At 42.2% G+C, this 24,751-nt stretch carries 30 protein-coding genes and 1 riboswitch; of the genes, 18 read left to right on the forward strand and 12 right to left on the reverse strand.

The window, feature by feature from the left end:
* Positions 1-28: 28 nt before the first annotated feature.
* Positions 29-1,624, reverse strand: a complete 1,596-nt coding sequence (locus CRO17_RS04860; RefSeq protein ID WP_097039794.1) for a solute:sodium symporter family transporter — start codon at positions 1,622-1,624, stop codon at positions 29-31.
* Between the two features lie 214 nt (positions 1,625-1,838).
* Here CRO17_RS04860 and CRO17_RS04865 point away from each other — a divergent pair, with 214 nt between their 5' ends.
* The 8 genes from CRO17_RS04865 (at position 1,839) to CRO17_RS04900 (ending at position 10,243) form a co-directional block, all read left to right on the forward strand.
* Entirely contained in the window at positions 1,839-3,017 is a 1,179-nt protein-coding gene (locus CRO17_RS04865) for an MFS transporter (RefSeq protein WP_245864660.1), read from the forward strand.
* A 66-nt stretch (positions 3,018-3,083) separates the two neighbouring features.
* Entirely contained in the window at positions 3,084-3,644 is a 561-nt protein-coding gene (locus CRO17_RS04870; RefSeq protein ID WP_097039797.1) for a GNAT family N-acetyltransferase, read from the forward strand.
* A gap of 360 nt (positions 3,645-4,004) precedes the next feature.
* Positions 4,005-5,039 carry a cytochrome aa3 quinol oxidase subunit II gene (qoxA, locus tag CRO17_RS04875; RefSeq protein WP_097039799.1) on the forward strand — a complete coding sequence of 345 codons (1,035 nt, stop codon included), beginning with the start codon at positions 4,005-4,007 and terminating at the stop codon, positions 5,037-5,039.
* Positions 5,040-5,059: 20 nt separating this feature from the next.
* Positions 5,060-7,009: a cytochrome aa3 quinol oxidase subunit I gene (gene qoxB / locus CRO17_RS04880; protein WP_097039801.1), complete on the forward strand. Its 1,950-nt coding sequence runs from the start codon at positions 5,060-5,062 to the stop codon at positions 7,007-7,009.
* Between the two features lie 15 nt (positions 7,010-7,024).
* On the forward strand, positions 7,025-7,636 hold the full coding sequence (qoxC, locus tag CRO17_RS04885; RefSeq protein ID WP_097039803.1) for a cytochrome aa3 quinol oxidase subunit III: 612 nt from the start codon (positions 7,025-7,027) through the stop codon (positions 7,634-7,636).
* Between the two features lies 1 nt (position 7,637).
* Complete coding sequence (gene qoxD, locus CRO17_RS04890; protein ID WP_097039805.1) at positions 7,638-7,952, forward strand: cytochrome aa3 quinol oxidase subunit IV; 315 nt, start codon at positions 7,638-7,640, stop codon at positions 7,950-7,952.
* Between the two features lie 85 nt (positions 7,953-8,037).
* On the forward strand, positions 8,038-9,180 hold the full coding sequence (locus CRO17_RS04895) for an acyl-CoA dehydrogenase family protein (protein WP_097039807.1): 1,143 nt from the start codon (positions 8,038-8,040) through the stop codon (positions 9,178-9,180).
* A gap of 76 nt (positions 9,181-9,256) precedes the next feature.
* On the forward strand, positions 9,257-10,243 hold the full coding sequence (locus tag CRO17_RS04900) for a ketoacyl-ACP synthase III (protein WP_097039810.1): 987 nt from the start codon (positions 9,257-9,259) through the stop codon (positions 10,241-10,243).
* Between the two features lie 50 nt (positions 10,244-10,293).
* On the opposite strand, the gene CRO17_RS04905 is transcribed toward CRO17_RS04900, so the two are convergent.
* Both CRO17_RS04905 and CRO17_RS04910 read right to left on the reverse strand, forming a co-directional pair.
* The gene (locus CRO17_RS04905) at positions 10,294-10,734 is read right to left on the reverse strand and encodes a DUF2512 family protein (RefSeq protein ID WP_097039812.1); all 441 of its coding nucleotides are present in this window, start codon (positions 10,732-10,734) and stop codon (positions 10,294-10,296) included.
* Between the two features lie 471 nt (positions 10,735-11,205).
* Positions 11,206-11,640 carry a GtrA family protein gene (locus CRO17_RS04910; RefSeq protein WP_097039814.1) on the reverse strand — a complete coding sequence of 145 codons (435 nt, stop codon included), beginning with the start codon at positions 11,638-11,640 and terminating at the stop codon, positions 11,206-11,208.
* A gap of 147 nt (positions 11,641-11,787) precedes the next feature.
* Here CRO17_RS04910 and CRO17_RS04915 point away from each other — a divergent pair, with 147 nt between their 5' ends.
* Positions 11,788-12,582 (forward strand): VLRF1 family aeRF1-type release factor, encoded by a 795-nt coding sequence (locus CRO17_RS04915; RefSeq protein ID WP_245864604.1) that lies wholly within the window; start codon positions 11,788-11,790, stop codon positions 12,580-12,582.
* A gap of 221 nt (positions 12,583-12,803) precedes the next feature.
* Here CRO17_RS04915 and CRO17_RS04920 read toward each other — a convergent pair whose 3' ends face one another.
* From CRO17_RS04920 to CRO17_RS04960, 9 genes are all read right to left on the reverse strand, one after another.
* Positions 12,804-13,853: a polysaccharide lyase family 1 protein gene (locus CRO17_RS04920; protein WP_097039816.1), complete on the reverse strand. Its 1,050-nt coding sequence runs from the start codon at positions 13,851-13,853 to the stop codon at positions 12,804-12,806.
* 268 nt (positions 13,854-14,121) lie between these two features.
* Entirely contained in the window at positions 14,122-14,301 is a 180-nt protein-coding gene (locus CRO17_RS04925) for a 2-hydroxymuconate tautomerase (RefSeq protein WP_245864606.1), read from the reverse strand.
* A 13-nt stretch (positions 14,302-14,314) separates the two neighbouring features.
* Complete coding sequence (locus CRO17_RS04930; RefSeq protein ID WP_097039821.1) at positions 14,315-14,731, reverse strand: Fur family transcriptional regulator; 417 nt, start codon at positions 14,729-14,731, stop codon at positions 14,315-14,317.
* Positions 14,731-15,597 (reverse strand): metal ABC transporter permease, encoded by an 867-nt coding sequence (locus CRO17_RS04935; RefSeq protein ID WP_097039823.1) that lies wholly within the window; start codon positions 15,595-15,597, stop codon positions 14,731-14,733. Before CRO17_RS04935 ends, CRO17_RS04930 begins: the two co-directional genes overlap by 1 nt.
* A complete protein-coding gene (locus tag CRO17_RS04940) occupies positions 15,594-16,322 on the reverse strand; it encodes a metal ABC transporter ATP-binding protein (RefSeq protein WP_097039825.1) in 729 nt (242 codons plus the stop codon). Before CRO17_RS04940 ends, CRO17_RS04935 begins: the two co-directional genes overlap by 4 nt.
* A gap of 201 nt (positions 16,323-16,523) precedes the next feature.
* Positions 16,524-17,591, reverse strand: coding sequence for a YhgE/Pip domain-containing protein (locus tag CRO17_RS04945; protein ID WP_097039827.1), 1,068 nt, complete (start codon positions 17,589-17,591; stop codon positions 16,524-16,526).
* A 54-nt stretch (positions 17,592-17,645) separates the two neighbouring features.
* Positions 17,646-18,068, reverse strand: a complete 423-nt coding sequence (locus CRO17_RS04950; RefSeq protein WP_097039830.1) for a MarR family winged helix-turn-helix transcriptional regulator — start codon at positions 18,066-18,068, stop codon at positions 17,646-17,648.
* 135 nt (positions 18,069-18,203) lie between these two features.
* Positions 18,204-18,527 carry a spore coat protein gene (locus CRO17_RS04955; protein WP_097039832.1) on the reverse strand — a complete coding sequence of 108 codons (324 nt, stop codon included), beginning with the start codon at positions 18,525-18,527 and terminating at the stop codon, positions 18,204-18,206.
* 12 nt (positions 18,528-18,539) lie between these two features.
* Positions 18,540-18,779: a hypothetical protein gene (locus CRO17_RS04960; RefSeq protein WP_425444397.1), complete on the reverse strand. Its 240-nt coding sequence runs from the start codon at positions 18,777-18,779 to the stop codon at positions 18,540-18,542.
* Positions 18,780-18,890: 111 nt separating this feature from the next.
* Here CRO17_RS04960 and CRO17_RS04965 point away from each other — a divergent pair, with 111 nt between their 5' ends.
* The 9 genes from CRO17_RS04965 to sufC all read left to right on the forward strand — a co-directional run bounded on the left by CRO17_RS04965 (position 18,891) and on the right by sufC (position 24,748).
* Positions 18,891-19,250, forward strand: a complete 360-nt coding sequence (locus tag CRO17_RS04965; RefSeq protein ID WP_097039834.1) for an arsenate reductase family protein — start codon at positions 18,891-18,893, stop codon at positions 19,248-19,250.
* 83 nt (positions 19,251-19,333) lie between these two features.
* Positions 19,334-19,723 (forward strand): glycine cleavage system protein GcvH, encoded by a 390-nt coding sequence (gene gcvH / locus CRO17_RS04970; RefSeq protein ID WP_097039836.1) that lies wholly within the window; start codon positions 19,334-19,336, stop codon positions 19,721-19,723.
* 142 nt (positions 19,724-19,865) lie between these two features.
* Positions 19,866-20,216: a ribonuclease M5 gene (locus CRO17_RS04975; RefSeq protein ID WP_097039838.1), complete on the forward strand. Its 351-nt coding sequence runs from the start codon at positions 19,866-19,868 to the stop codon at positions 20,214-20,216.
* A 51-nt stretch (positions 20,217-20,267) separates the two neighbouring features.
* Complete coding sequence (locus tag CRO17_RS04980; RefSeq protein WP_342748961.1) at positions 20,268-20,534, forward strand: thioredoxin family protein; 267 nt, start codon at positions 20,268-20,270, stop codon at positions 20,532-20,534.
* Positions 20,535-20,619: 85 nt separating this feature from the next.
* Positions 20,620-20,949 carry a hypothetical protein gene (locus tag CRO17_RS04985; RefSeq protein ID WP_097039843.1) on the forward strand — a complete coding sequence of 110 codons (330 nt, stop codon included), beginning with the start codon at positions 20,620-20,622 and terminating at the stop codon, positions 20,947-20,949.
* Positions 20,950-21,008: 59 nt separating this feature from the next.
* Positions 21,009-21,110: riboswitch (SAM riboswitch) on the forward strand.
* Between the two features lie 94 nt (positions 21,111-21,204).
* A complete protein-coding gene (locus CRO17_RS04990; RefSeq protein ID WP_097039845.1) occupies positions 21,205-22,227 on the forward strand; it encodes a methionine ABC transporter ATP-binding protein in 1,023 nt (340 codons plus the stop codon).
* Positions 22,220-22,888, forward strand: a complete 669-nt coding sequence (locus CRO17_RS04995) for a methionine ABC transporter permease (protein WP_179636840.1) — start codon at positions 22,220-22,222, stop codon at positions 22,886-22,888. The genes CRO17_RS04990 and CRO17_RS04995 overlap by 8 nt, the downstream gene beginning before the upstream one ends.
* A 14-nt stretch (positions 22,889-22,902) precedes the next feature.
* The gene (locus CRO17_RS05000) at positions 22,903-23,745 is read left to right on the forward strand and encodes a MetQ/NlpA family ABC transporter substrate-binding protein (RefSeq protein WP_245864608.1); all 843 of its coding nucleotides are present in this window, start codon (positions 22,903-22,905) and stop codon (positions 23,743-23,745) included.
* A gap of 223 nt (positions 23,746-23,968) precedes the next feature.
* Positions 23,969-24,748, forward strand: coding sequence for a Fe-S cluster assembly ATPase SufC (gene sufC / locus CRO17_RS05005; protein ID WP_097039847.1), 780 nt, complete (start codon positions 23,969-23,971; stop codon positions 24,746-24,748).
* Positions 24,749-24,751: the final 3 nt, after the last annotated feature.

Here is a 24,751-nt window from a genome sequence, read left to right on the forward strand (position 1 = left end):
AAAGCGACCCTCAGCAGGTCGCTTTTCTTTATGCTGCAATTCCCCATGGAGAGAAGAGAATATACAAACCAATCATACAAATAGTAATGAAAATGGCGAATGGTTTTGCGTATTTCCAAGGTGTCATATCAACAACTTCCGCATCTCCAAGGACATACGGTTCGTTTCGCGGTTTCATTTTCCCTAAAACAATCATGAACAACAGACTGAACGGGAAGAGGACAGCTAATACATAAAGGAAGTGTACCTCTCCAAAGAAGAGCTTAGACAATCCATATAGTATCAAGTGTGTCACGATTGCTGTCTTCACTGCAAATGCAGGAACACGCTTCGTAAAGAACCCGATAAAGATCGCGGCTACAATCGGAACGTTGATAAATCCGAACATTTCTTGCAGATAATTATACAGTCCGCTTGGGAACATAATGATGAACGGTGCAATGACAATAGAGATAACACCAACTACAATTGCAAATGTTCGTCCTGCTTTAACCAGCTCGGAGTCCGTTGCATTTTTTCGGAAAATAGGTTTATACAAGTCTAATGTAAACAATGTCATCGTACTGCTCAATGCGCCGTTAAAGGAGCTGAGAATGGCTCCGAACAAGATGGCAGCAAATACACCGGTAATTGCTGTCGGAAGCAAATCAACGATTAATGTTGGATAAGCGTCATCTGCTGTTTTTAGGCTGTCTCCATATAAATGGAAGGCAATTGTTCCGGGAATTAATAAATATAATACCCCAAACAGTTTGAAGAATCCTGTCAGCAGAACACCTTTCTGACCCTCGGCCAAGTTCTTCGCACCAAGTGATTTCTGAACAATGGCTTGGTTAGCAGCCCAGTAGAATAAGTTATTTACGAGCAAACCGGTAAAGATCGTCGGCCAAGGTACATTGGCATCATTGCTGCTGTCAATCGCATTTAATTTTTCTGGGTGATTATTAACGAGTTTATCAACTCCGCCAATAATACTGCTGTCTCCCAAAGTCCACAAACCAAGCAGCACAATGCCGATACCACTAATAATCAGTGCGATACCGTACAATGTATCGGCTGCTGTAATGGCACGTAAGCCGCCGAAAACAATATAACCCATACTTACTAATCCAATGATACCTGCAATAATTGCTACTGCCCAAAAAGTGCTGATATTTAATCCGCCAGTAATGTTGAAAATGGAATCAAGCACTAGTGCCCCGGAGTAAAGAACCGTCGGCAAAAAGGAAGTCATATAACCGATAATGAATAAAATAGAAACGAATTGGCGTGTACGCATGTCGAAGCGCTGTTCGAGAAAGTCAGGTATGGTGGTGATTCCTGCTCGTAAGTAGCGGGGCAGGAACAGGAATGCGAGGACGAACAAAGCGAGTGGCGACGTCACTTCCCAACCCATTGCTGTAAAGTTGTCGGCGAATGTCTGCCCATTCTGCCCGACAAGCTGTTCTGTAGATAAATTTGTCAGAAGCATGGAGCTCCCGATGGCGACGCCAGTAAGGCTGCGTCCGCCTAAGAAATAACCGTCTGATGTAGCAAGATCAATTCCTCTCGTCTTCCGCCAGGAATAATAGGCGATCCCGACTGTCACCAGTATAAATGAAATGACAATAAAAGTATAAAGCATACAATTTCCTCCTTAAGTACTCACGCAGCGACAGAGCGCTGCCATATCTTCTAAGAAAATACCCCAGGCTAACAAACTCAAAACCTATTAAATAATTTGGTTAAAATTCCTATATTTTCTGCTGATAATTCGACATATGGTTTGAACCGTCTGCTTTTCTACTGTATTGTAGCCAATGTTAAGTCAGATAAAGAGGGAGGGAGTCAGCGTGTCCCTGACTAGCAGCCATTTTTCTCCGCGCACTGTCATTGCCGTTTTAATGATTTGTGCCTTTTCGATTGGAACGACAGAATATGTTGTGACAGGAGTGTTAACCCATATTGCTGGGGACTTACATGTGACAATTGCATCAGCAGGTTTAGTTGTCAGCATGTATGCCTTAGGAGTAGCAGTTTTTGGTCCGCTTATGACGACTGTGTCTGTAAAATTGCCTCGTAAGCCGATGCTGCTGTTGTTTATGGTACTGTTCATCGGCAGCAACATTGTTAGTGCAACAGCGCCTAACTTTTCTGTGCTGCTCGTTTCTCGTGTTGCTTCTGCTTTTATGCACGGACCATTTTTTGCGCTCGCTTTTGTGATGGCAAGTGAATTGGTGGAGCCGCGTAAGCGTGTCCACGCAATTGCTGCTGTAAATGGCGGACTTACAATTGCTATTATGATTGGTGTACCGTTTGGAGCGTACCTGGGATCTTTGATTGAATGGCGTCTCGTATTCTGGCTGATTGCACTTCTGGGTTTAGCAGGACTAATCGGACTGTTAATCTGTGCACCTAATACGAAACCAGCAGAGACACCTCGCATTAAGCAGGAACTCAGTGTCTTTAAACATAAACAAGTACTTTTAACGATTGCTATCATCATATTTGGCTATTCAGGTGTATTTACCGCTTATACATTCATTGAACCACTACTCCGGTCTGTCACTGGATTTGGCGGTGTTGGTATTATGATTAGTCTCTTCTTTTTCGGTATGGGAAGCGTTATCGGTAATTTTTCTACACCGCGACTTGCGGGCGGTAATGTGACAAAAACACTTATTTATGTATTTACAATACTGACAGTCATTTTATTGCTGTTCCCGCTAGCAACACAATATGCAGTTACAGCAGTATTCATTATCGGTCTTTTCGGGGCTGGTGCGTTCGGTACTACGCCGTTATTACAGTCTAAGATTGTTATGGCTGCCAAAGAAGGACCGACAATAGCAGCTGCAGCTAGTGTATCAGCATTCAATCTAGCGAATGCGGCCGGAGCCTATTTAGGCGGGGTTATACTGGATGCAAATCTAGGATACTCGTGGCTGGCGATATGCGGGGCTGCCATCTCCGTTATAGGGATACTATTGTCTGCACTTTCCTATCACAAAGAGAAAAAGGAACAGAAGTTGGCTTGAAGTATATTGCACACCCTAAATTCTTCCTTCATACTAGAATAAATTACTAGAGGAGGTAAGAAGAGGTTGAATCCGATATTACGAGATTTTAAAACAGCAATTGAAACAGAACGGCTGCTTATTCGAAAGCCGGAAGTTGGCGACGGGAAAGCAGTCAACAATGCAATCAAAGCATCCGTTACGGAATTAAAACGCTGGATGCCGTGGGTGCAAGAGATTCCTGCACCAGAGGATACAGAAGAAAATATTCGGGAATCAGTTGCCAATTGGATCAACCGGACAAACCTGCGTATGCTCATCTTTCACAAACATACAGGGGAGTTTATTGCCTCCAGCGGTTTTCATGCTATCAACTGGGACGTGCCAAAAGTTGAGATTGGCTATTGGATGGACACTCGCTATACTGGTCAAGGCTATATGACAGAAGCTGTAGACGCGCTCACAGCGTATGCTTTTACAGAGCTTGGTGTGAAGCGGGTGCAAATACTTTGTGATGAAGCTAATAAAGCAAGCAGGGCAGTGCCAGAACGCGTTGGTTATCAGTTGGAAGGTATTCATTACTGCGACAGTTTAAGTGTCGATCGTAAGACAGTGCGTAATACGGTGTATTACAGCATGACCAGATAGCGTTTTATTATCCGCTTACTGGCTGCTTTAATTGAAACGTTCAAATTTTGTTCACTACTTGTTCTTATTCTCTCATTTGACTGGTGTTAGAATGATAATTGAACTGTTTACTTACTAGGCAAGTCTGGTGTTTTTTGCTGCTTTGTATTACACTAGTTTCTGGATTGTTGTCAGAGACTGCCTAAAAGGCAGTATGCTTGTATGTTTCAGATTGAGTTTCTGCTGCTCCTGCCGGATGCAGAAGTTCTAATGTGAAATACTTATCAAAACCCTATTACAGCGAACGGGTTGTTTTCTTATGCAGAGAGGAAACAGCGTGTTTTCGCAGATTCAGGTAAAGAAAGGAAGGGAAGCAGGCGCATGCTTAAAAAATTGAAACCCTTAAGTCTTCTACTGTTCCTTGCCCTGCCGCTAATGCTCGCCGGTTGTTCTACACCGGAAGTACTCGATCCGAAAGGACCAGTGGCAAGTCAGCAGAGTGACCTTATTATTCTATCAATCATTTTCATGCTTACAATCGTAGCGGTTGTATTCGTACTTTTGACAATTATCCTTGTCAAGTACAGAGAAAGAAAGGATCATGACAAGTACAGCCCAGAGCTTCATGGCAGCATGCTGCTGGAAACGATTTGGACGATCATCCCGATCATCATCGTTGTTATCTTGGCTATTCCTACTGTCAGAACGATCTATAACCTGGAGGAAGCGCCTGAAGCTAAAACAGCTGAAGCGGCAAATGAAGATCCATTGGTTATTGAAGCGACATCCATCAACTGGAAATGGGTATTCACTTATCCTGAAGAGAATATTGAAACAGTGAATTATCTGCACATCCCGATTCATCGTCCAGTGGAATTCAAACTAACATCTGCCGATAATATGGCTGCTTTGTGGATTCCAAGCCTTGGCGGACAGAAATATGCAATGTCCGGCATGCAGACAACACTTTTCCTTCAAGCAGATGAAGCTGGTGAGTATAACGGCCGGAACGCAAACTTCACTGGTGAAGGCTTTAATGAACAGCGCTTTGTCGTTTATGCAGAAGAAGAAGAAGACTACGGCCAGTGGGTAGAGGAAGTTCAAGATTCTGCTCCAGAACTGACACAATATGAGTATGACGAACTTCTGATTCCTGGAGTTTATGAAGAAGGAACAGCTGAATTCAATGGTACGCATTTACAATGGATTGACCATTCTAAAGATGCTGAATACACATTGGAAGCATGGGAGCGTCTAGGCTATGAGCCGAAGAACCCGCATGCGAAAGACAAATCTCAAAACATCTTGCCAGAAGATGAGATTCCATATTATCAGCAAGACAATACTGTAGATTACTCGGATGAAAACATGGACCATGAAAACATGGGAAATGAAGAACATGCGAGTCACGAGTAACAGAGAGAGGGGGAAATGTTTTGGACTTAAAATGGAATGAGTTTATCATTACCGGCGACCCGTTGATTCTTGGCGCACAGATTAGTATCTTGCTTGGATCAATCGCCGTTGTAGCTGCCCTTACTTATTTTAAGAAATGGACGTGGCTGTGGAAAGAATGGCTGACTTCTGTCGACCATAAGAAACTGGGTATCATGTATATCCTTAGTGCCCTTTTAATGCTTTTCCGCGGTGGTATCGATGGTTTAATGATCCGTACACAGTTAGCAAAACCGGGTATGGAATTCCTGGATCCACAGCACTATAACGAGGTATTTTCTACACATGGTGTCATCATGATCCTATTCATGGCAATGCCATTCTTGATTGGTTTAATTAACTATGTTGTGCCGCTTCAAATCGGTGCACGTGACGTAGCGTTTCCTTATTTGAACAACTTGAGCTTCTGGACATTCTTTGTCGGTATGGCTCTATTTAACATTTCCTTCATCATCGGTGGTTCACCGGATGCAGGCTGGACAGCATACACGCCGCTTGCGACGAATGAATTCAGTCCTGGTCCTGGACAGAACTACTATTTGCTAGCTATTCAGATTGCTGGTATCGGTACGTTGATGACAGGTATCAACTTCTTCGTAACCATCCTTAAGATGCGTACGAAAGGTATGACATTGATGAAAATGTCCATGTTCACTTGGACAACACTCATCACAATGCTTATCATTATCTTTGCTTTCCCAGTGCTGACAGTAGCACTTGCATTGCAAACATTTGACCGTCTATTCGGTTCTGTTATTTTCACCCTGCAAGGTGATGGTAACCCGATGCTTTGGGTTAACTTGTTCTGGGTATGGGGTCACCCTGAGGTATATATCGTTATTCTTCCTGCGTTCGGGATTTTCTCAGAAATCATCTCGACATTCGCAAGAAAACAGCTTTTCGCATACAAAGCGATGGTTGTGTCCATTGTGACAATTTCCGTATTGAGCTTCCTTGTATGGGTTCACCACTTCTTCACAATGGGTAATAGTGCAGAAGCAAATAGTTTCTTCTCTATTACAACGATGGCAATCTCAATTCCGACCGGGGTTAAGATCTTTAACTGGCTGTTCACGATGTATCGAGGACGTATTACCTTTACGACACCGATGCTCTGGGCACTTGCATTTATCCCGAACTTCGTTATCGGTGGGGTAACAGGGGTTATGCTTGCGATGGCAGCAGCCGATTATCAGTACCATAATACGTACTTCTTGGTATCTCACTTCCACTATGTGCTGATCTCAGGTACTGTATTTGCTTGTTTCGCAGGTTTAATTTACTGGTATCCGAAAATGTTTGGCCATAAACTGAACGAAAAAATCGGTAAATGGGCATTCTGGATCTTTATTATTGGCTTTAACGTATGTTTCTTCCCGCAGTACTTCTTAGGGCTGGACGGTATGCCAAGACGTATTTCTACGTATACAGAGGCAGACGGCTGGACAGGGTTGAACTTTATCTCAACAATTGGTGCATTCATGATGGGTCTTGCATTCCTTATCTTCGTTGTAAACATTGTATACAGCTGGAGATTCTCTCCAAGAGAGAAAACGGGCGATGCTTGGGGTCTTGGACGTAACCTAGAGTGGGCAACAAGCTCTTCTATCCCGCCGCATTACAACTTTGCTGTACTTCCAGAAGTAACAGGACTCGATCCGTACTGGGATATGAAAGAAAAAGGTCTTGATCAGCAGAAGAATGTGGATTACAAACCTATTCATATGCCGAATAACGCAGCTACACCAATTATTATGTCCGTTATCATGGGAGCTGCAGCCTTTGGTCTTGTATTCCACTGGTACTGGATTGGTATTATTGGCGGAATCGGTATCTTCATCACGATGATTGCTCGTTCATTTGATTACAATGACGGTTACTATGTAAGTGTTGAAGAAATAAAAGAAACAGAAGCGAAAGCGAATAAATAAGGAGGTTGTGAAGAAATGGCACATGATCACAATGTGAACCCCAACGCTCCATTGGAATATCAGTCAGAAACCGGCCGGTTGAATATTACCGGTTTCTGGACTTTCCTTGGTGCAGAGATCGCCTTGTTCTCGACATTATTCGCATCCTATTTCGCGTTGCAAGCACGTGTAGGTGACGGACCAACCTCAAACGAGATGTTCGAAGCAGGACTTGTTATGATTATGACAATGCTGCTGCTCACAAGTAGTTTCACGTGCGGTATTGCCATCCACGAAATGCGTGCGAACAACAAAACAGGCGTCATCATCTGGATGATTATTACACTCATCCTAGGTGCAGGCTTCATAGGCTATGAGCTTTATGAGTTTGTACATTATGTACACGAAGGTGTTACACTTAGCACAAGTGCACATTGGTCTATGTTCTTTATTTTGCTCGGAACACATGGACTGCACGTTTCAATCGGTATTGGCTGGATCATCTTGCTGTTGATCCAACTTGCAAGAAGAGGACTTACACCAAAGACAGCATCAAAAGTCTTCATTTCTAGTCTCTATTGGCACTTCTTAGATGTAGTGTGGATCTTTATCTTCACATGCGTTTACTTGATGGGGATGGTGAATTAATATGAGTCAACAAACGAAAAAGGGACATTTTCCTTGGAAGCATATCATCGGCTTTTTGATCTCAATCGCGTTGACACTCGTCGCCTTCGCAACAGCGCTATGGACTGACTGGTCATCATCAACGATTTTCATCATCATCTTGATTTTCGCTGTGATCCAGGCTGCTTTGCAGTTAGTTATGTTCATGCACATGACTGAAGGAGAAGACGGTGGACTGATTTCCGGTAACACCCTATTTGGATTCTTTATTGCAGTAGTTATCATTGTTGGTACGTACTGGCTGATGACTTCTGGCCACATGCATATGGGCATGTAAATCAAACCCGCTCTTTGAGCGGGTTTTTTTGTGTTTTTTTTCGTCTTTATCTACAATAGAAACAGATAGAAGAGGAGGATGCGGTATGATTTTTCCATGTAATGTACATATTATAGAAAAAGCGAGCAAAGTAGCTAATGTAGCTAGAACGTATAAAAGCATTGGCGATGAACAAGCGAGATTAGCAGAAAAAGTGCTTGATACTTTCCGTACCACTGCGTATACATTGCTGACGGTTACTAGAGAACAAGGAGGAGACGGTGCAAATTTACACGATTTTTTGCTGGCTCAGGAAACGCTGGCAGCTGGTGATGGTGCTGCTGCTTTGTCTATCGGCTGGCATCTTAGTACGATGCAGGACTTATGCGAGAAAGCAAACTGGCCTGCAGCCACGTTTTCGCGATTTCTGCAAGAAGTGGTGCAGGATAGAAAGATTGTTAACCGAGCAGCATCCGAACCAGCAACAGGAAGTCCTACTCGCGGGGGCATTCCGGAAACGCGTGCGAAAAGAGTCGGAGATGAATATATCCTGAATGGACGCAAGACATTTACGTCGATGGCAGCTGATTTAGATTATTACCTTGTGACAGCATATGCAGAAGAAGAGGATACTGTTGGAAGCTTTTTAATTGCCAGGGAAATAAATGGGGTTTCTGTCGAAAAAACATGGAATCCAATGGGAATGCGGGCAACAGGCAGTGATGATCTGGTTCTGGAAAATGTACATGTTCCAGCAGAATGCTTTGTAGAAAAAACCAAAACGAAATCCGGACCGAAAGGGTCACTTTTGCATATTCCTGCTTGTTATCTCGGGATTGCTAAAAGCGCTCGTGACGAAGCGCTTCAGTTTGCGCAGGAATTCCAGCCAAACACACTTGATAAGCCGATCATTCATGTGCCGCATATTAGAGAGAAAATCGGAGAAATGGATTTAGAATTAATGCAGGCAAGACATTTTATGTATCATGTTGCAAGCTTGTGGGATAGCTTTCCTGAAAAACGGCAGCAAATGGCAGGAGAACTAGCTGCAGTAAAAGTAAATGCAACAAAGGCAGCCGTTAAGGTAGTTGATCTGGCGATGCGGATTGCCGGAGGAAGAGGATTAGCCAAAAATCAGCCATTTGAACAGCATTATCGGGATGTACGAGCAGGTTTGCATAATCCGCCCATGGATGATGCGGTAGTTGAATTACTAGCGTCCCAAGCTGCAAATTCCAAAAAAAGATAAAGAAATTCCTTCGTTTTAGTACCAGGTATTAAAACTAGATGGTATAATGTAGGCAGATGTGAAGGAGGCAGATATCATGGAATCCAAAGCTCGCGTAACTGCGATTGGAACATATATCCCAGAAAAGGTTTTGACAAATGCAGATTTCGAAAGAATGGTCGAAACTTCTGATGAATGGATTGTTCAGCGTACAGGTATTAAGGAAAGAAGAATCGCAAGAGAAGATGAATTTGTAACTGATCTATGTGAACAGGCTGCGCTTAACTTAGCGAAGAACTTCAACAAATCTTTAGAAGATGTTGATATGATTCTGGTAGCATCAGTAACAGGTGAATATAAATTTCCGAGTGTATCCAGTCAGCTGCAAGCCAGACTGGGTCTGAAGAACACGGGTGCACTTGACTTAGGCGGAGCATGTGCTGGTTTTGTTTACGGATTGCACATGGCTAACGGGCTTATAACAGCAGGATTACACAAAAAAATCCTTGTCTTAGGAGCAGAGACGCTTTCTAAGATTACGGACTATACAGATCGCACAAGCTGTATTCTGTTTGGTGATGGCGCGGGTGCAGCATTAGTAGAATACGATGCGGAGAACCCTGGATTCTTCTCTTACCATATGGGGACGAAAGGAGAAGGCGGACGCCATCTTTATCAAACAGGTGTTTCAACGACAATGAATGGCGAAGAGCTCGCTAATCCTGGTAAATTGGTTCAAAATGGACGGGAAGTTTACAAATGGGCCGTTTCAGGAGTGCCAAAAGGTGTTAAAAAGTTGGTGGAATCAGCCAACCTGACAATGGATGATATTGATTGGTTTATTCCGCACAGTGCGAATATGCGGATGGTAGAATCCATATGTGATCGTTTGGATTATCCAATTGATAAAACATTAACTAGTATGGCGTATGCAGGTAACACCTCATCTGCAACGATTCCATTAGCGTTTGACTTTGCACTGCAGGAAAATAAGGTCAAGAATGGTGACACCATTTTATTATATGGATTCGGCGGCGGACTTACAGAGTGCGGCCTAATCATCAAATGGGATCCAGAAGCATAAAAATAAGCCCGCGGAATTTATTCCGCGGGCTTCCTTTATGGTCAGTGATTTTAGTCCTTTTGCGGTCCTCTTATTGGCAGTTCGCCAGCAATTCCTGTTCGGAACTGATCTAGGAAAATAACATTATAGTACTGATCACGACCATTTCTAATTACATATTTCCGCACATAGGCATGCAGAAACATTCCATCCATGCTGGCTAAAGATAAGCCTGCCGGAATGGCACCGACCAAAGGATGCACCATACTATCAGCGGCAAGAGAAATCAGCATCCAGCAGACAAAGCTGTAGAAAATACTGTCCAGCCATCCTGTCATTTTATTTGTCTTGCCTGGCAGCAATGCCATGTCAATCAAGTAGCCAATCACTGTAAGAATAGCTGTGAGCTGTACTACTTTTGAGAGCGGTAATTGATAGAATAAGCCTGCAAAAAGGTAAAGAACCGCGAACGCAAATATTCCTTTTAGAAGTATGGCTTTGACATGTTTCATTCCAAATTCACCTGCTGCTTTTTTTTATACAATATGTCCACTTTTGAATAAAGGTATACACAGGTGCAACAAATATATAAAATGTGTTATTTGTCGTACAGCGATTATCCGTGCTTGAGAAGAAGGAGGCTGGGGACATAACAGTTTAAGCTATATAAAAATTAAAACAACACTGCAACTAACAGCAGGATTGTTTGGATTTTTTGGATTGGAAACGAAGATGAGTGCACCGTTTCGGAAATACACTGATTTGTGTGCGGAGAACTTTCGCTAAGTGTAGGCGGAATAGTAAGACTCCTCGAAAATAAGGAGCGATTTTCTTGTCGGTGTCTTACTTTAAAAGCTATTCTTGCCCAACGGTAACAGCAAAAGCTGGAGAGGCAGCAGCCGTCAGAGGAATTCATTAAAAATATGGTGTATTAATCGTTCGCTTTTATACTGAAGTAATCTCGTTTTGTCCCAGCCTCTCCTTTATTTTCTGCGCTTAAATACGATATATTTCATAAACAAAAAGCTGCTGGCGGAGGAGAGAAACATTGCCAAGCCTTTTGCTATATTATTATCCACATAAGCAGGAAGGGTTATAAAAGTCAGACTCCGCAGGATAGACAAACCGGCCAGGAAGACAAGATTACTAATGACTAACGCTACTAAACCTTGGGCGAAGAACATCCCTTTCTCCGTTGTATTGGACTGCTTTTGGTTTCGGAAAGTAAATCTGGAATTCCAGTAATAACTATTCCAGATACATGCCAGGTAGCTAATTGTATTAAAAAGTATAAGAAGTAAATTATTTTTGGAAGGCCAGATAAGTAGCAATATATTAAGTACAACTAAATCAACCGCGGCATTCAGCACGCCAATTGAGGTAAACTGCAAGATCTGTGTCCGGGTGCGTTTTAACATAATTTTTCACAGCCTTATCGTAACGTGATTATATCTTTCCATTGTTCCCTAATTCAGGTCCTTTTTAACGTTTTAACTTAAGTGAGGGTGGTAAGTAGTGTTATAAGCATTGCATAAAGCAAAATCAGGAAGAGGAGTGATTGCAGTTTGTGTTACGCATTGGAAATGGAGCAACTTGCACAAAAAGCCAGCCGCCACCCTCAGAAAGTACTTAGCATGTATGTCAACACAGATCCAGCCAATCGTGATCAGACGGGAGGCGAGTGGAAGATACACGTGAAGAACGGATTGAAAAACTTTGAAGCCTATCTTGAAAATGATGCAGATGAACGGGAGCAGTTTCTAAAAGTAAAAGATAAAGTGAAGACCTTCTTGGAAGATAATAGTCAAAGTATGAAGAAAAGTTGTGTCTTTTTTGCTTCAGCGGACGGCATATGGTTTGCTGAATGCTTGCAAATGCCAGTGGCAACCGAGTTTTTCTGGGAAACAGAGCCCAAGCTTGATCAGTTCCGCAGTCTGTACAAAACTTTCCCGGAATCAGGCGTTATCCTTGTGCAGAAGAATCAAGTGAAAGTCATAGATGCAGTACTCGGGAAGGTAAGGGAGACCAAGCTGTATGAGATGGATCTCGACACAGAGCAATGGAAGGTGCAAGCAAGTCCGCAGCGAGCCTTGTCAATCAAAGGAAAGGGCGGTAAAGGATCGAAGAAGGATACAATCGAGAACCGCATCGAAGCAAATCAAAAGCGCTGGTATAAATCTTTGGCGCCGAGTCTGGACAAGTTAGCGAAAGAAAGAGAATGGAAGAGCATCCACCTTGTTGGAAATAAAGAAGAAGCAAAAATGATAGAAAGCTATATGCAGAAGCAAGTCCAGCATATGGAAGGAAAGAATCTGTTTGAACAGGAAGAACGAAAAGTGCTGGAGGAAGTGATTTTATAATAAGCGGGAGTGGAACATAACTAGCTAGTGACGGAATAAAGATTCTTCACCGTTTATTGGTAAACCACCATCTATATACAATGTTTTAAATGTAAGAATTTCCCTTTTAAATTTTTAAACAATAACGAAAATTTAGCATAAGAAATAGGCGACCTCTTCGAATCCGGAGAAGGTCGCCTATTTCATTTCTTTAGTTAACTGGTTCTGTCCAGCCACACATGTTAATGACCGAATACTAATTTTTGGTTTGAAGATCCTGCATATTTTTGGACGAATTCTTTCGTATAGAAAGGACTATTTACTTGGTAACTATAGTAGTTAGATGGATTCCAATTCGTAGATGGTGATGTCTGTCTATAGTATTTTGAACTATAGGAGGGGTAACTGCCTACGTCTTTGAAATAACCGTTGCCTTTGTCATCAAGAATACCGCCTCCTTGATAGCCAACACCAAAGTAGTTATTTTCAGAATAGATTGTAGCCTGGTTTGCGATTGTAAATGCTAGGTGGAAGTTATTCGCATAATTATTTTTAACATGGAAATAACCATAACGCATTAATCCAGGTCCTCGCACATATAAGTTCTCAAAAAAGTTATTTGCTATGGTCATATGAGGATATCCTTTGTAAGAATTTGAATGGTCGTCAGGATAACCTAAAATGAGTCCATAACGATGATTTTGAAATTTGGAATTACTTATTGTTATATAATCTGCTTTTACACCAACATAAAGTAATTTATCCAAATCATGTCCATTTGGATCGTAGTCATGACCATCAAAAGAAACATGATCTATCCAATAATTATAGCCGTGTGTTATGTAAAGTTGAATATCATTATTTCCATTAATTGACTTACTATGACGAAAATTCACATTTTGAATAATAATGTTCTTTGATTCTGGTGTTGTTTGTAAGTAGATGTTCTTTAAAACTCGATTCTTGTAGGAACCGACAATTGTTTTATTGGCTCCTAATTGCACTTCTTGTTTTCCGTGTCCCTGAATATTTTCTTCAATCACTAAAATTTTTGGGGTGGAACCTTTTACTTCTGATCTTAATTCTTGTAAGTCGTTAATATAGACAATTCTACCACCTTTACCGCCAGCCGTACTTTCTTTCCAAAGGCCATTATCATACTTAGCATTTCCTGCGAATCCCATAATCCCGTTTGTTGAAGTATTGGGAAATAATGCTGAAGCCGAAGTTGATAATGGCAAAGCGAAGATAGTTAGAAGCATTGCAACCAATGAAATTGAAAATCGTCTCATAATGACCTCCTTTTAGTGATAAATTAATTATAAGCATTCAATTACCAATTTTCTACCAACGTTCGGATTATTTTTGACGATTATAATGGGAAGTAATTAATGAAACATAAAAAGAAAAGTTAATCGTAGCATTTAAGGTACATTTTTGTTGGATAATAGGAAGAGGCTGTATTTGTAACTAATGAGAGACAAGCAAAATAAAGACAATCGGAATGTACGGAATAATTATATCTTAAAAAAGCAGTATGCCCTGTCGGCATACTGCTTTTTAAGATAATCGTTTTCCTGCGTGGCCATAGTTCGCTTTATTCATTTCTTCAATCACTACTGTCACTGCTTCTGTGCGAGCGCCTGTTGTTTCAACCATAACTTCTGTCATTTTTTTTATCATTTGTTCTTTTTGTTCATCGGTACGGCCTTCCAGCATTTTCACTGTAATAATTGGCATTTTGATCGACTCCTTACGAATGATGACACGTCGGGCATAGTCCATAAAGCTCGAAAGCGTGTGTATGAATATGATAATCTGCGAGTTCTTCTGTGTAAACTGGCAGCGGGCATTTATCGAGCGGTTTGGTCAGCCCGCAGCTTTCGCAGACAAAATGATGATGATGGGTGCCGCTTTTACAAGCAATTTTGAACAGTTTTTCGCCGTTCTTTTCCCGTGACTCCAACAATTCCAGCTGCTCAAACAGCCGGAGGTTTCGGTAAATTGTATCCAGGCTGATGCCTTGATAGCTTGTCTCCATAAATGCAAGAAGCGCTTTCGCACTGCGATACCCTTTGGCATGGACAAAATAGGAAAGAATGTCTGCACGTTTGTCGGTGTACTTGTGACCGTTCTTCTTTAAAATAGCAATACCTTCATCCACTTGCATCAAGATACCCCTTTCTGAAATGCACGATTCCGTTTTGTGATCAGCATGATCTTTTGTGCCAGAAAACTGAACAGAAGAATCAAAATGGACACTACAACAATCGTACCTCCGGGCGGAATTTCGAAATAATAACCAGAAAACAAGCCGGCAATAACGGATGTTTCACCGAAAAGAATAGATAAGATAATTGTCTGCTTAAAGCCTTTTGCCAAACGGATAGCAGCTGCTACTGGAATAGTCATCATCGCTGAGACAAGTAACACGCCGACGATACGGATGCTGGCAGCTATTACTAAAGCAGTCAGCAGCATGAAGATAAAGTGGATCACACGTGCATGTAAGCCGCTCACACGAGCATGCTCTTCGTCAAAGGAGAGGACAAGCAGCTGTTTATACAAGATACCGATGACAAGCAGTACAATCACGCTGATGACCAAGATGACGCGTAAATCTTCGCTGCTCACAGCTGATACAGAGCCAAACAAATAAGAGAATAAGTCAGTCGTGAACCCATTTGCCAAGGAAATAAATATAACACTCAGTCCGACCCCTCCGGAAAGAATAATCGGAATGGCGATTTCCTCGAAGTTACGAAACATATTCCGAAGCTTCTCAATAAGTAAGGAAGCCAGAACAGAGAAACCGAGTCCTGCATAAAACGGTGACAGCACAGGTGTTGCCATCTTCTTCTCAAGCAGCAAACCAAATGCAATACCAGCCAAAGTAACATGTGATAAAGCATCAGCGATAAGGGAAAGCCTGCGAACAACGATAAAGCATCCTAAAAGCGGAGCAATTAAGCCGATTAGCAAGCCAGTATATAATGTATTACGTAAAAACTCGAATTGAAGAAAATCAGCAATCATGCTCGAATACCCCGCAATACATGGAAATCGGTTTCAGGAAGCGTGAAGTGCTCGGGACTGCCTTCGTATTGAACTTGCTGATCCAAATAAACGAGCTTGGAAGCATGCTGTGCAATGCCGGCAAGATCATGGGTAATCATGACTAATGTAAGCCCCGTCTCTTTATTCAAGCGATGCAGCAATTCGTAAAAACCTTTGACATTGGCATGGTCGATCCCGACAGTTGGTTCATCCAGAATAATTAATTCGGGCTGGCTAACAAGCGATCGTGCGATAAACACACGCTGCTGCTGTCCGCCAGACAAGCTGCTAATGTTCTGGTGCAAGTAATCTGACATGTCCACTTGCGCTACTGCTTGCTTTACTGCTGCCCGATGTTTTGCAGTGAATCGTTTAAAATAACCGATCTTTGGCGTAAGACCCATTGAGACAACCTCAAATACTGTTGCAGGAAAGGCTTTATTAAAGGAGGTCGCCTTTTGGGAAACGAAACTGACTTTATTCCAATCTTTAAAGGAAGATACCGACTCGCCGAAGAGCTCGATAGTGCCTTTGTTTGGCTGTAAAAGTCCAAGCGCCAATTTTATCAATGTTGTTTTTCCGCCGCCGTTTGGTCCAATCAAACCAAGGAAGTCGCCGCTTTTTACATCAAGTGAAACATCACGCAGAGCAGCTTTATTTTCATAAGAGAAATTAATATTGTTTATATGAAGGATAGATTCCATTTTCTATCACCTTTCTAATTCCGTACTTGTTCACAAGAGACTATTCTATCGTAATCATTTCGATTTGTAAATCATAATCGTTTCGATTTGTGTCATGGGAAGTGATGTATTGCTAGCAATTGGTGATGCGGTAAGGCGTGGGGGATTCTTTAATGAAATAAAAAAGTCCAATCTCATAAAGATTGGACTTTTCTATGACGCTTACACTTCTGCAGATTTTTTGTCTCTTGCAACATATTGTACTTGCTGTTTCTTCAGCATAACTGCTGCACAAGTTAATGCAAATGTAATAATCAAAATGAATAGAAGGTGAAGAATGTTTGCAGCTGCACCTTCTCCATTATAGATAAGCTGTGCAAATCCTTGTACCCCGTTTGATGCAGGGAGAATATTTCCTATAACATGAAACACAGGAGATAGCATGTCTACAGGAATAATATTGCCGGCAGTCATTAGCATGAACGGAATCATAGCAACGTTGAACAAAGCACCGGCATTGCCGAAGATAGCAAAGCTCATCTGTGTGAAACTGATGCAAGCAAACGCTACAAGCAGCTCAAATCCCCATAATTGCATGTAAGAGGCAGCTGTATCATTCGCAAGGGCATGAATGGTAACAATAATTGTTGGTACAACAACACCGATAATAGCCAGAAGCAGCTGTTTATTCCAGAAGACTTGCCACTTGCCGAATTTGCGGTTCAAAATTTGTGTGACGATATTAAATTGGATGTTCATTGTCATGAAAGCAATGAATACGATGAAACCTAACATCATTGGTACCATGGACGTAGCAAAGTTACGAATGGAATTTTCTTTAATAATATCTGCTTGTACATGGGAACCGCCGATAGAGGCAGTCATCTGTCGAGCTGCACTTTCAGCTGCTGATAAAGCAACCTGTGAATCGGCACTGTTCATATGAAATTCCAGAGAAGTATCCTCTTGTGCGGCTAAGTGCTTCGTGAATGCTTCCGGGATAACGATCATCATGGTGATGTCATTCGCATCCAGCTGTTCTCGTGCATCCTTATAGGAGATAACTTCCGCAGAAAACGGTAAATTTGCCGTCATTTGTTCTGCAACTGAATCAGCCTGACTGCCGTCCTCATTTACTACAGCGACTTTCAGGCGGTCGAAGTGAGTCGTAGCATTGTGATAGCCAGTCAGCCAAATAATAGCAAATAGTAAAGGGACAATAATAGCAAAAGCGATTCCTACTTTTGTATTCGGGATTTTCATCATTTCCCGTAAAGGTTGTAAACGCAAAATAAAACTCCTAACTATAATTTAAGTGCATGTGCATGTATTTAGCGAAAAAAATCACTGCAAATTCTGATGCAGTTTTCGAATCAGAGTATGCAGCGTTTTTATATCTTCTTGATGAAAACCTTGATACGCGTTCGTTTCAATTTCGTCTACCTTTGGAATGATCTCGCAAACCAATTGCCGTCCTGCGTCTGTAATCAGCAAGCGGATAGCTCTCCGGTCGTGTGGATCATGCCTGCGGCTGACGAGGCCTTTCTTGACTAGCTTATCAACTATTTTGGTAACAGTCGTTTGCTCTCTTTCGGTCACATCAGCAAGTTCTTTCTGCGTGACATCATCTTGTTTGTCCAATTCAGCAACAAGAGAGAATTGTTCAGGTGTCAGTTCGAATTGCTGAAGCATGCGTGATGTTTCCCGCTTTAAGGACAAATAAGTTCGTGATAAAAGAAGACCCAACTCGTCATTTCTCGTGTTCATGGTCTGCTCCTTTCAGATAGCTCCATAAAGTTGCACATGCAAGTATATTACTAGGTTGAAGTTATTTCGTCAACAAAATCTTTTGATGCACAAGCAGCAAGAACGGACAACCATGACAGATTGTCCGTTCGCTTTTCATGTATACGGCAGTTCTTGACGCGTTTGGCTGAACTGCTGGTAAGCTTGCTCTACTTTTTGCTGAGGGGCTTCTTCTAAGCTGTACCAGCCATGCTGAAACATGAGATTGTACAGATTGCGCTGCGCATCCTGGGTTTCCTTAAATATGCGAGCAACTGTCTCATACAATGACTGATTGCTCATTTCGTTTAACGCGGTACTATAAGATGCTGTCATGTATTTCTCTGTGGCCAGCAAATCGGTAATATGATCACGGTCGTTCATGTCTTGTGTCGTCGGTACAGGTGTTTGGGTATTCTGGACCTTTTGGCTCTCTGACATCTTGTTACCTCCTTAATTGAGCGGTTTGGTTTTTAAATGCTCCAGCAGCATATCGTAATGACGCTGATGCATTTGACCAACAGTGTGCAATGCTTCCTGCGCATCTGTCAGCTGCAATTCACTGGCAGCGTGCTGCGCTTTTTTAGCTGCATTCAAGTTCCAATTGAGCATATCACTTAAATACAGCAAATCTTTTCCTGAAATCATTTCCGGCGGCTGGAGCATCACATCTTGCTTATTATCTAATGGCACGAAAACCCCTCCTTTTTCCTATTTATCGTTCCCGATTTCCTGCTGATTATTCTGCACCCATGCAGCAGAGGACTATGCTAAAATAGCAGTATTAAGAGGAAGGAGATCTGTATGTTCCGATTTTATTGGTATCCAAATTGCAGTACATGCAAAAACGCGAAAAAGTGGCTCGAGGAGAACCAAGTCCCTTATGAAGCAATACATATTGCAGAAACGCCGCCAAGTCCGGAAGAGCTGCAGAAAGCAGCGGATAAAAGCGGCCTGCCATTGACGAAATTATTTAATACAAGTGGCAAAGTGTACCGCGAAGGCGGCTACAAAGACAAAATCAAAGAAGCGGATGATGCGCAGTTAAAAGCTTGGCTATCTGAGAATGGCATGCTAATCAAACGTCCGCTCCTCATCGGGGAAAGTCAAGCAGCTGTCGGCTTTAAACCAGAGGTATATACGTCTGTGACAGCAGCAAATTAAGCTGAAACGGTGGTAATTTTAGTTATTAGCTTTTATAGTAAATATGTTAGCTATTCTTGTAGAAAATAGGTGGAGGAATTATTATGAGCAACTTACCGAAAGATCTTCGTTATACAGATGAACATGAATGGATCAAAAAAGAAGAAGGCAGCCAGTACCGCATTGGTATTACTGACTTCGCTCAAGATGAACTAGGCGACATCGTATTCGTCGAGCTTCCGTCGGTTGGTGACGAATTAAAAGCGGATGAGCCATTTGGCAGCGTGGAATCTGTCAAAACAGTTTCTGAACTGTATGCCCCGCTCAGCGGTAAAGTCGTATCTGTCAATGAGGACTTGGACAACAGCCCAGAATTCGTAAATGAATCCCCATATGAGAAAGCATGGATGATTGTAATAGAAGCAGACGATGAAGCAGCCTTTGAGCGTCTTCTTTCCACTGAAGAATATGAGGCAAAAATCAAAGAAGATTAATTTTTGGAGCCCTTGTTGATATCTGTTGGCAAGGGCGGCGGTTTCTGTTCATATAATATGGCAAGCGTCATTGCTAAGCTGCCTTTATTCGGAGCGCGGGCAAAGAAGCAATTAAATATCGATCAGAATAGGTGATGCCAAAATGGGTGATGAGGAAAAAGTCATTATCGTAGAAGGACGTTCGGATAAAGAGCAGATAAGGAAGATCATCGATGAGGAAGTGACAATTATCTGCACCAATGGCACGTTGGGAATCGAGCGGCTGGAGCAGCTGTTGTATGACTATGACTTAGATCACAAGGAAGTATATATTATGGTGGATGAGGATAGCGCCGGTCAGAAGCTGCGAAAACAGTTAGCCCGAGAGCTGCCGCATGCCCAGCATATTTACGTAGACAGAACCTATCGAGAGGTAGCGGCTACCCCGGCCCCCGAATTGGCCACAGCCCTGCTTAGCAGAAGTATCATGGTGCATCCATTCTTCCTCGTCTGAAGAAAGAAGGGATGAATTATTAATATTGTCGAAACAGATGTCCAGTCCATAATCCAAGAGGGACAGGCAAGGATCTTCGTGCATACGCCATTTTGCGGCACCTGCCAGCTGGCTGAAAGAATGCTGCTGGCAGTAGAGGCGGTCATGAAAATGGAATATTATCATAAACTTAACGCCTCTTTGTTCCCGGACTTTATGCAGCAGCATCAAATTGAAAGTGTACCCTGTCTCATTACTTTCCAAGATGGCCAAGTAAAAGATAAGACATATGCCTTTCAGTCTGTACAGCATATGCTGGCAAAGACAATCAGCGAATAAAACAGCTTTCTATTGCGGAAAGCTGTTTTTTCTTGCAGGAAAATAGGGTGTAAAGAGCCAAATACAGGTGGAGGAGGGATGCAGGATGATCATTGAACATTTGACGAAGCTAAAACGGCAAATTGAAGAGAGGGAAGATTTACTGCCGTTATGCAATGATAAACGGCTGAAGGTCTTCATTGACTGGGGTCATAACCATTACGATTTGTATATTGATCGAAGCAGCCTCACAACGCCTGCTCCAAAGCCTTATGATTTGCTGCATATCCGAACGGATGAACAGACGGTGCAGCAACTGCTTATGGGTACGAAAAAACTGCGCAGTCTCCGGACCGAGCAAGCTGTCGATGGTGATTATCAGCATATTCTGCTAATGGAGGCGCTGCTGCTTCTTGGTGCAGAGAAAAGTCTGTAAAATATATTGACAGAATTATTGACTAATGCTAAACTCCAATTTAGCAATCATATACGAAACTCTTATCCAGAGTGGCGGAGGGACTGGCCCGATGAAGCCCGGCAACCACAGGTAATCCTGTATGGTGCCAATTCCTGCAGGGAAACCTGTGCAGATGAGAGAACAATTATTGACACGTAGGAAGCGTCTTTTTGTTCTCAAACAAAAAGACGCTTTTTTTTATGCCTAGAAGCAACGTAGAAAGGAGGAGCGGAATTGATCACAATCAAGAACCTCTCCAAGACATATCGCACGAAAAAACAGAATATTACAGCAGTCGATCAACTCAATATGACGATTGATTCAGGTGAGATCTTCGGCGTTATCGGCTACAGCGGTGCTGGTAAAAGTACATTCGTACGCCTGCTGAACCGTCTCGAAGAACCGACTTCTGGTGAAATAATTATTGATGGCAAAGACATTGTTAAACAGAAAAAGAATGAACTGCGGCTTGCCAGACAAGAAATCGGAATGATTTTCCAGCACTTTAACTTGCTTTGGTCCCGAACCGTGCACCAGAATATTGCTTTTCCATTGGAAATTGCTGGAGTGCCGAAGAAGGAACGAAAAGCGAAAGTAGACCATTTAATCGAGTTAGTTGGATTGAAAGGCCGGGAAAATGCTTATCCATCTCAACTGAGCGGCGGTCAAAAGCAGCGCGTCGGTATAGCCCGCGCCCTTGCGAACGACCCGAAAGTACTGCTTTGTGATGAAGCAACATCTGCACTAGATCCGGAAACAACTGATTCTATCTTAGACCTGTTAGTAGACATCAACAAACGTCTAGGATTGACAATCATCCTTATTACACATGAAATGAACGTAATCAGTAAGATCTGTCACCGTGTAGCCGTTATGGATACGGGTAAAGTTGTAGAAGAAGGGGATGCTGTGCATGTGTTCCAGAACCCGCAGCAGGCAGTCACGAAGCGTTTTGTGCAGCAGCTGGACGGAAGTGAAAAATACGAGTCCTTGTCTTCAGCAGTATTGAATGAGGGAACAGGAACAATTATTAAACTTTCTTTCTCAGGCGAGAATGTGAATCAGACAATCGTCAGTCAGACTGCGAAACAATGTAATGTAGACATCAACATTCTGCAAGGTAACGTCCTTCAGACACAAAGCGGTGCAGTCGGCAGCTTATTTTTACAGCTGGTAGGCAGTGAAACAGAAGTGGAGAAAGCACTGGACTTCATCCGCAGTGCAAATGTAAAAGCGGAGGTGCAGGAGCTTGTTTGAGAAATGGTTCCCTAATGTAGATATTGCAGATTTGAACACAGCCATCTATGAGACATTCTATATGACCATTCTTTCATTGATTGGTACATTTATTATTGGTATTATTCTTGGATTATTGCTTTACCTGACGAGTAAAGGGAAACTTTGGGAGAACAAGATTGTTTATGGAATTGTAGCAGCAGTCGTGAACGTTTTCCGGGCAATTCCGTTTATTATCCTCATTGTGCTGCTGCTGCCTTTTGCCGATTTCCTAATGGGTACCATTCGCGGCCCATCGGCAGCTCTGCCGGCTTTGATTATTGGTTCAGCACCATTTTATGCAAGACTGGTAGAGATTGCACTTAAAGAAGTTGATCACGGTGTAGTAGAAGCAGCAAAAGCAATGGGAGCGAAGCACTCAACTATTATGGTGAAAGTATTGCTGAGAGAATCAATTCCAGCTTTGGTTTCGGGACTCACAGTTACAGCAATTGCACTTATCGGTTCCACGGCAGTAGCAGGTGTGATTGGAGCTGGCGGATTAGGTGACTTTGCCTACTTCTATGGATTCCAGCGCCGTCAGACAGATGTAGTTATTCTGTGTACTGTCTTAATTATCATATTGGTATTTGTCATCCAGTTTATAGGTGACTTTATTTCCAACAAACTAGATAAACGTTAAAGGAGCGATTTACTTTGAAAAAGTCATTATTAGTTATTTTATCCGCTGCATGTATGATCTTCCTGGCTGCCTGCGGTTCTTCTGATTCTTCAGACAGCAGCTCAGACGACAAAACAATTAAAGTTGGTGCCTCTAGTACACCGCACGCAGAAATCCTTGAAGCAGCACAACCGCTGTTGGAAGATGAAGGTATTGATCTTCAAATTGAAGAGTACCAGGACTATATTTTCCCGAACCAAGACTTGGCAAACGGGGACCTTGATGCGAACTACTACCAGCACATTCCGTATCTAGATAATTATAATCAAGAAACAGAAGGCGAAGACAAAGATCTTATCAGTCTTGGTGCTGTGCATCTTGAGCCAATGGGTGTTTATTCTAAAAACATTAAAAAAGTTGATGATATTAAAGATGGAACAGAAGTATTGATGGGACGTAACCCAGCGGAGCAAGGCCGCGTGCTATCCATCTTCGCAGAAGAAGGACTTATCACAATTAAAGATGGCGTCAAACCTGTGGAGGCTACTTTTGAAGATATTGACGAGAACCCTAAAAACTTGAAATTCAGCATGGAAGTAGATCCCGCGATTCTACCTGAAACATACGAAAGAGAAGAAAATCAGCTTGTTGTTATCAACACAAACTATGCTTTGGAAGCTGATTTGACACCGTCTGAAGATGCACTGATTCTTGAAGGAACAGACTCTGTTTACGGCAACATTATTGCGGCACGTCCGGAAGACAAAGAGAACGAGGCGCTGCAAAAATTAATGGATGTTCTTCATTCTGATGAAATCAAACAATTCATTGAAGAAGAATACAAAGGTGCTATCCTGCCTGTAGATACAACAGAATAACATTCTCATGCCCTTTGTTGGATTCTCAACAAGGGCATTATTTTTTGTCGAAAATAGAAATGTGTTACAATAGAAGACGAACATGTTAAAAGCGTGTTTTTATCTGGTAAAAAAGTTGATAAAGGTTGTACAATGCTTTAAGATTATAATGAGAATAAATTGATAATGTGTTTAAATAAACATTATCAAAATCTATAAAATAGCAGCTATCGGAGGGTTAATAATGGCAGGTTCAGTTTTAGAGATTAAAGACCTACATGTTTCGATTGAAGATAAGGAAATACTTAAAGGTGTAAACCTTACAATAAAAAGCGGGGAATTCCATGCGGTAATGGGACCAAACGGTACTGGTAAATCCACATTGGCATCCGCAATCATGGGCCATCCAAAATATGAAGTAACAAGCGGAAGCATCACGCTTGACGGCGAAGATGTATTGGAAATGGAAGTGGACGAGCGTGCTCGTGCCGGTCTATTCCTTGCTATGCAGTACCCAAGTGAAATCAGCGGTGTAACAAACTCTGACTTCTTGCGTTCTTCTATTAATGCACGCCGTGAAGAAGGAGACGAAATTCCATTGATGAAGTTCATCAAAGAAATGGACGAAGCAATGGACTTCCTTGAGATGGATAAAAACATGGCACAGCGTTATTTGAATGAAGGTTTCTCCGGCGGTGAGAAGAAGCGTAATGAAATTCTTCAGCTTCTTATGATGAAAGCTGAAATCGGTATTCTTGATGAAATCGATTCCGGTCTTGATATCGATGCGCTGAAAGTTGTTGCAAAAGGTATTAACAGATTGCGTGACGAAAACTTCGGATGCCTAATTATTACCCATTATCAGCGTTTGCTAAACTACATTGAGCCTGACTTCGTACACGTTATGATGCAAGGCCGTGTCGTTAAATCCGGCGGTTCTGAGCTTTCTAAACGTTTGGAAGCGGAAGGATATGACTGGATTAAACAAGAGCTTAACATCGAAGACGAAACAATTAACGCGTAAACT

Origin of the sequence: Terribacillus aidingensis (genome assembly GCF_900215625.1) — a bacterium.
Taxonomy (GTDB): domain Bacteria; phylum Bacillota; class Bacilli; order Bacillales; family Amphibacillaceae; genus Terribacillus; species Terribacillus aidingensis.

What these genes read in the sequence shown, in the direction of transcription:
- CRO17_RS04940 (WP_097039825.1), bottom strand. Translation starts at nt 16,322, where the DNA reads ATGGAATCTATCCTTCATATAAACAATATTAATTTCTCTTATGAAAAT.
- CRO17_RS04920 (WP_097039816.1), bottom strand. Translation starts at nt 13,853, where the DNA reads ATGAGACGATTTTCAATTTCATTGGTTGCAATGCTTCTAACTATCTTC.
- qoxA (WP_097039799.1), top strand. Translation starts at nt 4,005, where the DNA reads ATGCTTAAAAAATTGAAACCCTTAAGTCTTCTACTGTTCCTTGCCCTG.
- CRO17_RS04950 (WP_097039830.1), bottom strand. Translation starts at nt 18,068, where the DNA reads ATGAACACGAGAAATGACGAGTTGGGTCTTCTTTTATCACGAACTTAT.
- CRO17_RS04985 (WP_097039843.1), top strand. Translation starts at nt 20,620, where the DNA reads ATGATCATTGAACATTTGACGAAGCTAAAACGGCAAATTGAAGAGAGG.
- CRO17_RS04975 (WP_097039838.1), top strand. Translation starts at nt 19,866, where the DNA reads ATGGGTGATGAGGAAAAAGTCATTATCGTAGAAGGACGTTCGGATAAA.
- CRO17_RS04900 (WP_097039810.1), top strand. Translation starts at nt 9,257, where the DNA reads ATGGAATCCAAAGCTCGCGTAACTGCGATTGGAACATATATCCCAGAA.
- CRO17_RS04860 (WP_097039794.1), bottom strand. Translation starts at nt 1,624, where the DNA reads ATGCTTTATACTTTTATTGTCATTTCATTTATACTGGTGACAGTCGGG.
- CRO17_RS04955 (WP_097039832.1), bottom strand. Translation starts at nt 18,527, where the DNA reads ATGTCAGAGAGCCAAAAGGTCCAGAATACCCAAACACCTGTACCGACG.
- CRO17_RS04925 (WP_245864606.1), bottom strand. Translation starts at nt 14,301, where the DNA reads ATGCCAATTATTACAGTGAAAATGCTGGAAGGCCGTACCGATGAACAA.
- CRO17_RS04935 (WP_097039823.1), bottom strand. Translation starts at nt 15,597, where the DNA reads ATGATTGCTGATTTTCTTCAATTCGAGTTTTTACGTAATACATTATAT.
- CRO17_RS04910 (WP_097039814.1), bottom strand. Translation starts at nt 11,640, where the DNA reads ATGTTAAAACGCACCCGGACACAGATCTTGCAGTTTACCTCAATTGGC.
- CRO17_RS04930 (WP_097039821.1), bottom strand. Translation starts at nt 14,731, where the DNA reads ATGCAAGTGGATGAAGGTATTGCTATTTTAAAGAAGAACGGTCACAAG.
- qoxC (WP_097039803.1), top strand. Translation starts at nt 7,025, where the DNA reads ATGGCACATGATCACAATGTGAACCCCAACGCTCCATTGGAATATCAG.
- CRO17_RS04905 (WP_097039812.1), bottom strand. Translation starts at nt 10,734, where the DNA reads ATGAAACATGTCAAAGCCATACTTCTAAAAGGAATATTTGCGTTCGCG.
- CRO17_RS04895 (WP_097039807.1), top strand. Translation starts at nt 8,038, where the DNA reads ATGATTTTTCCATGTAATGTACATATTATAGAAAAAGCGAGCAAAGTA.
- gcvH (WP_097039836.1), top strand. Translation starts at nt 19,334, where the DNA reads ATGAGCAACTTACCGAAAGATCTTCGTTATACAGATGAACATGAATGG.
- sufC (WP_097039847.1), top strand. Translation starts at nt 23,969, where the DNA reads ATGGCAGGTTCAGTTTTAGAGATTAAAGACCTACATGTTTCGATTGAA.
- CRO17_RS04965 (WP_097039834.1), top strand. Translation starts at nt 18,891, where the DNA reads ATGTTCCGATTTTATTGGTATCCAAATTGCAGTACATGCAAAAACGCG.
- qoxD (WP_097039805.1), top strand. Translation starts at nt 7,638, where the DNA reads ATGAGTCAACAAACGAAAAAGGGACATTTTCCTTGGAAGCATATCATC.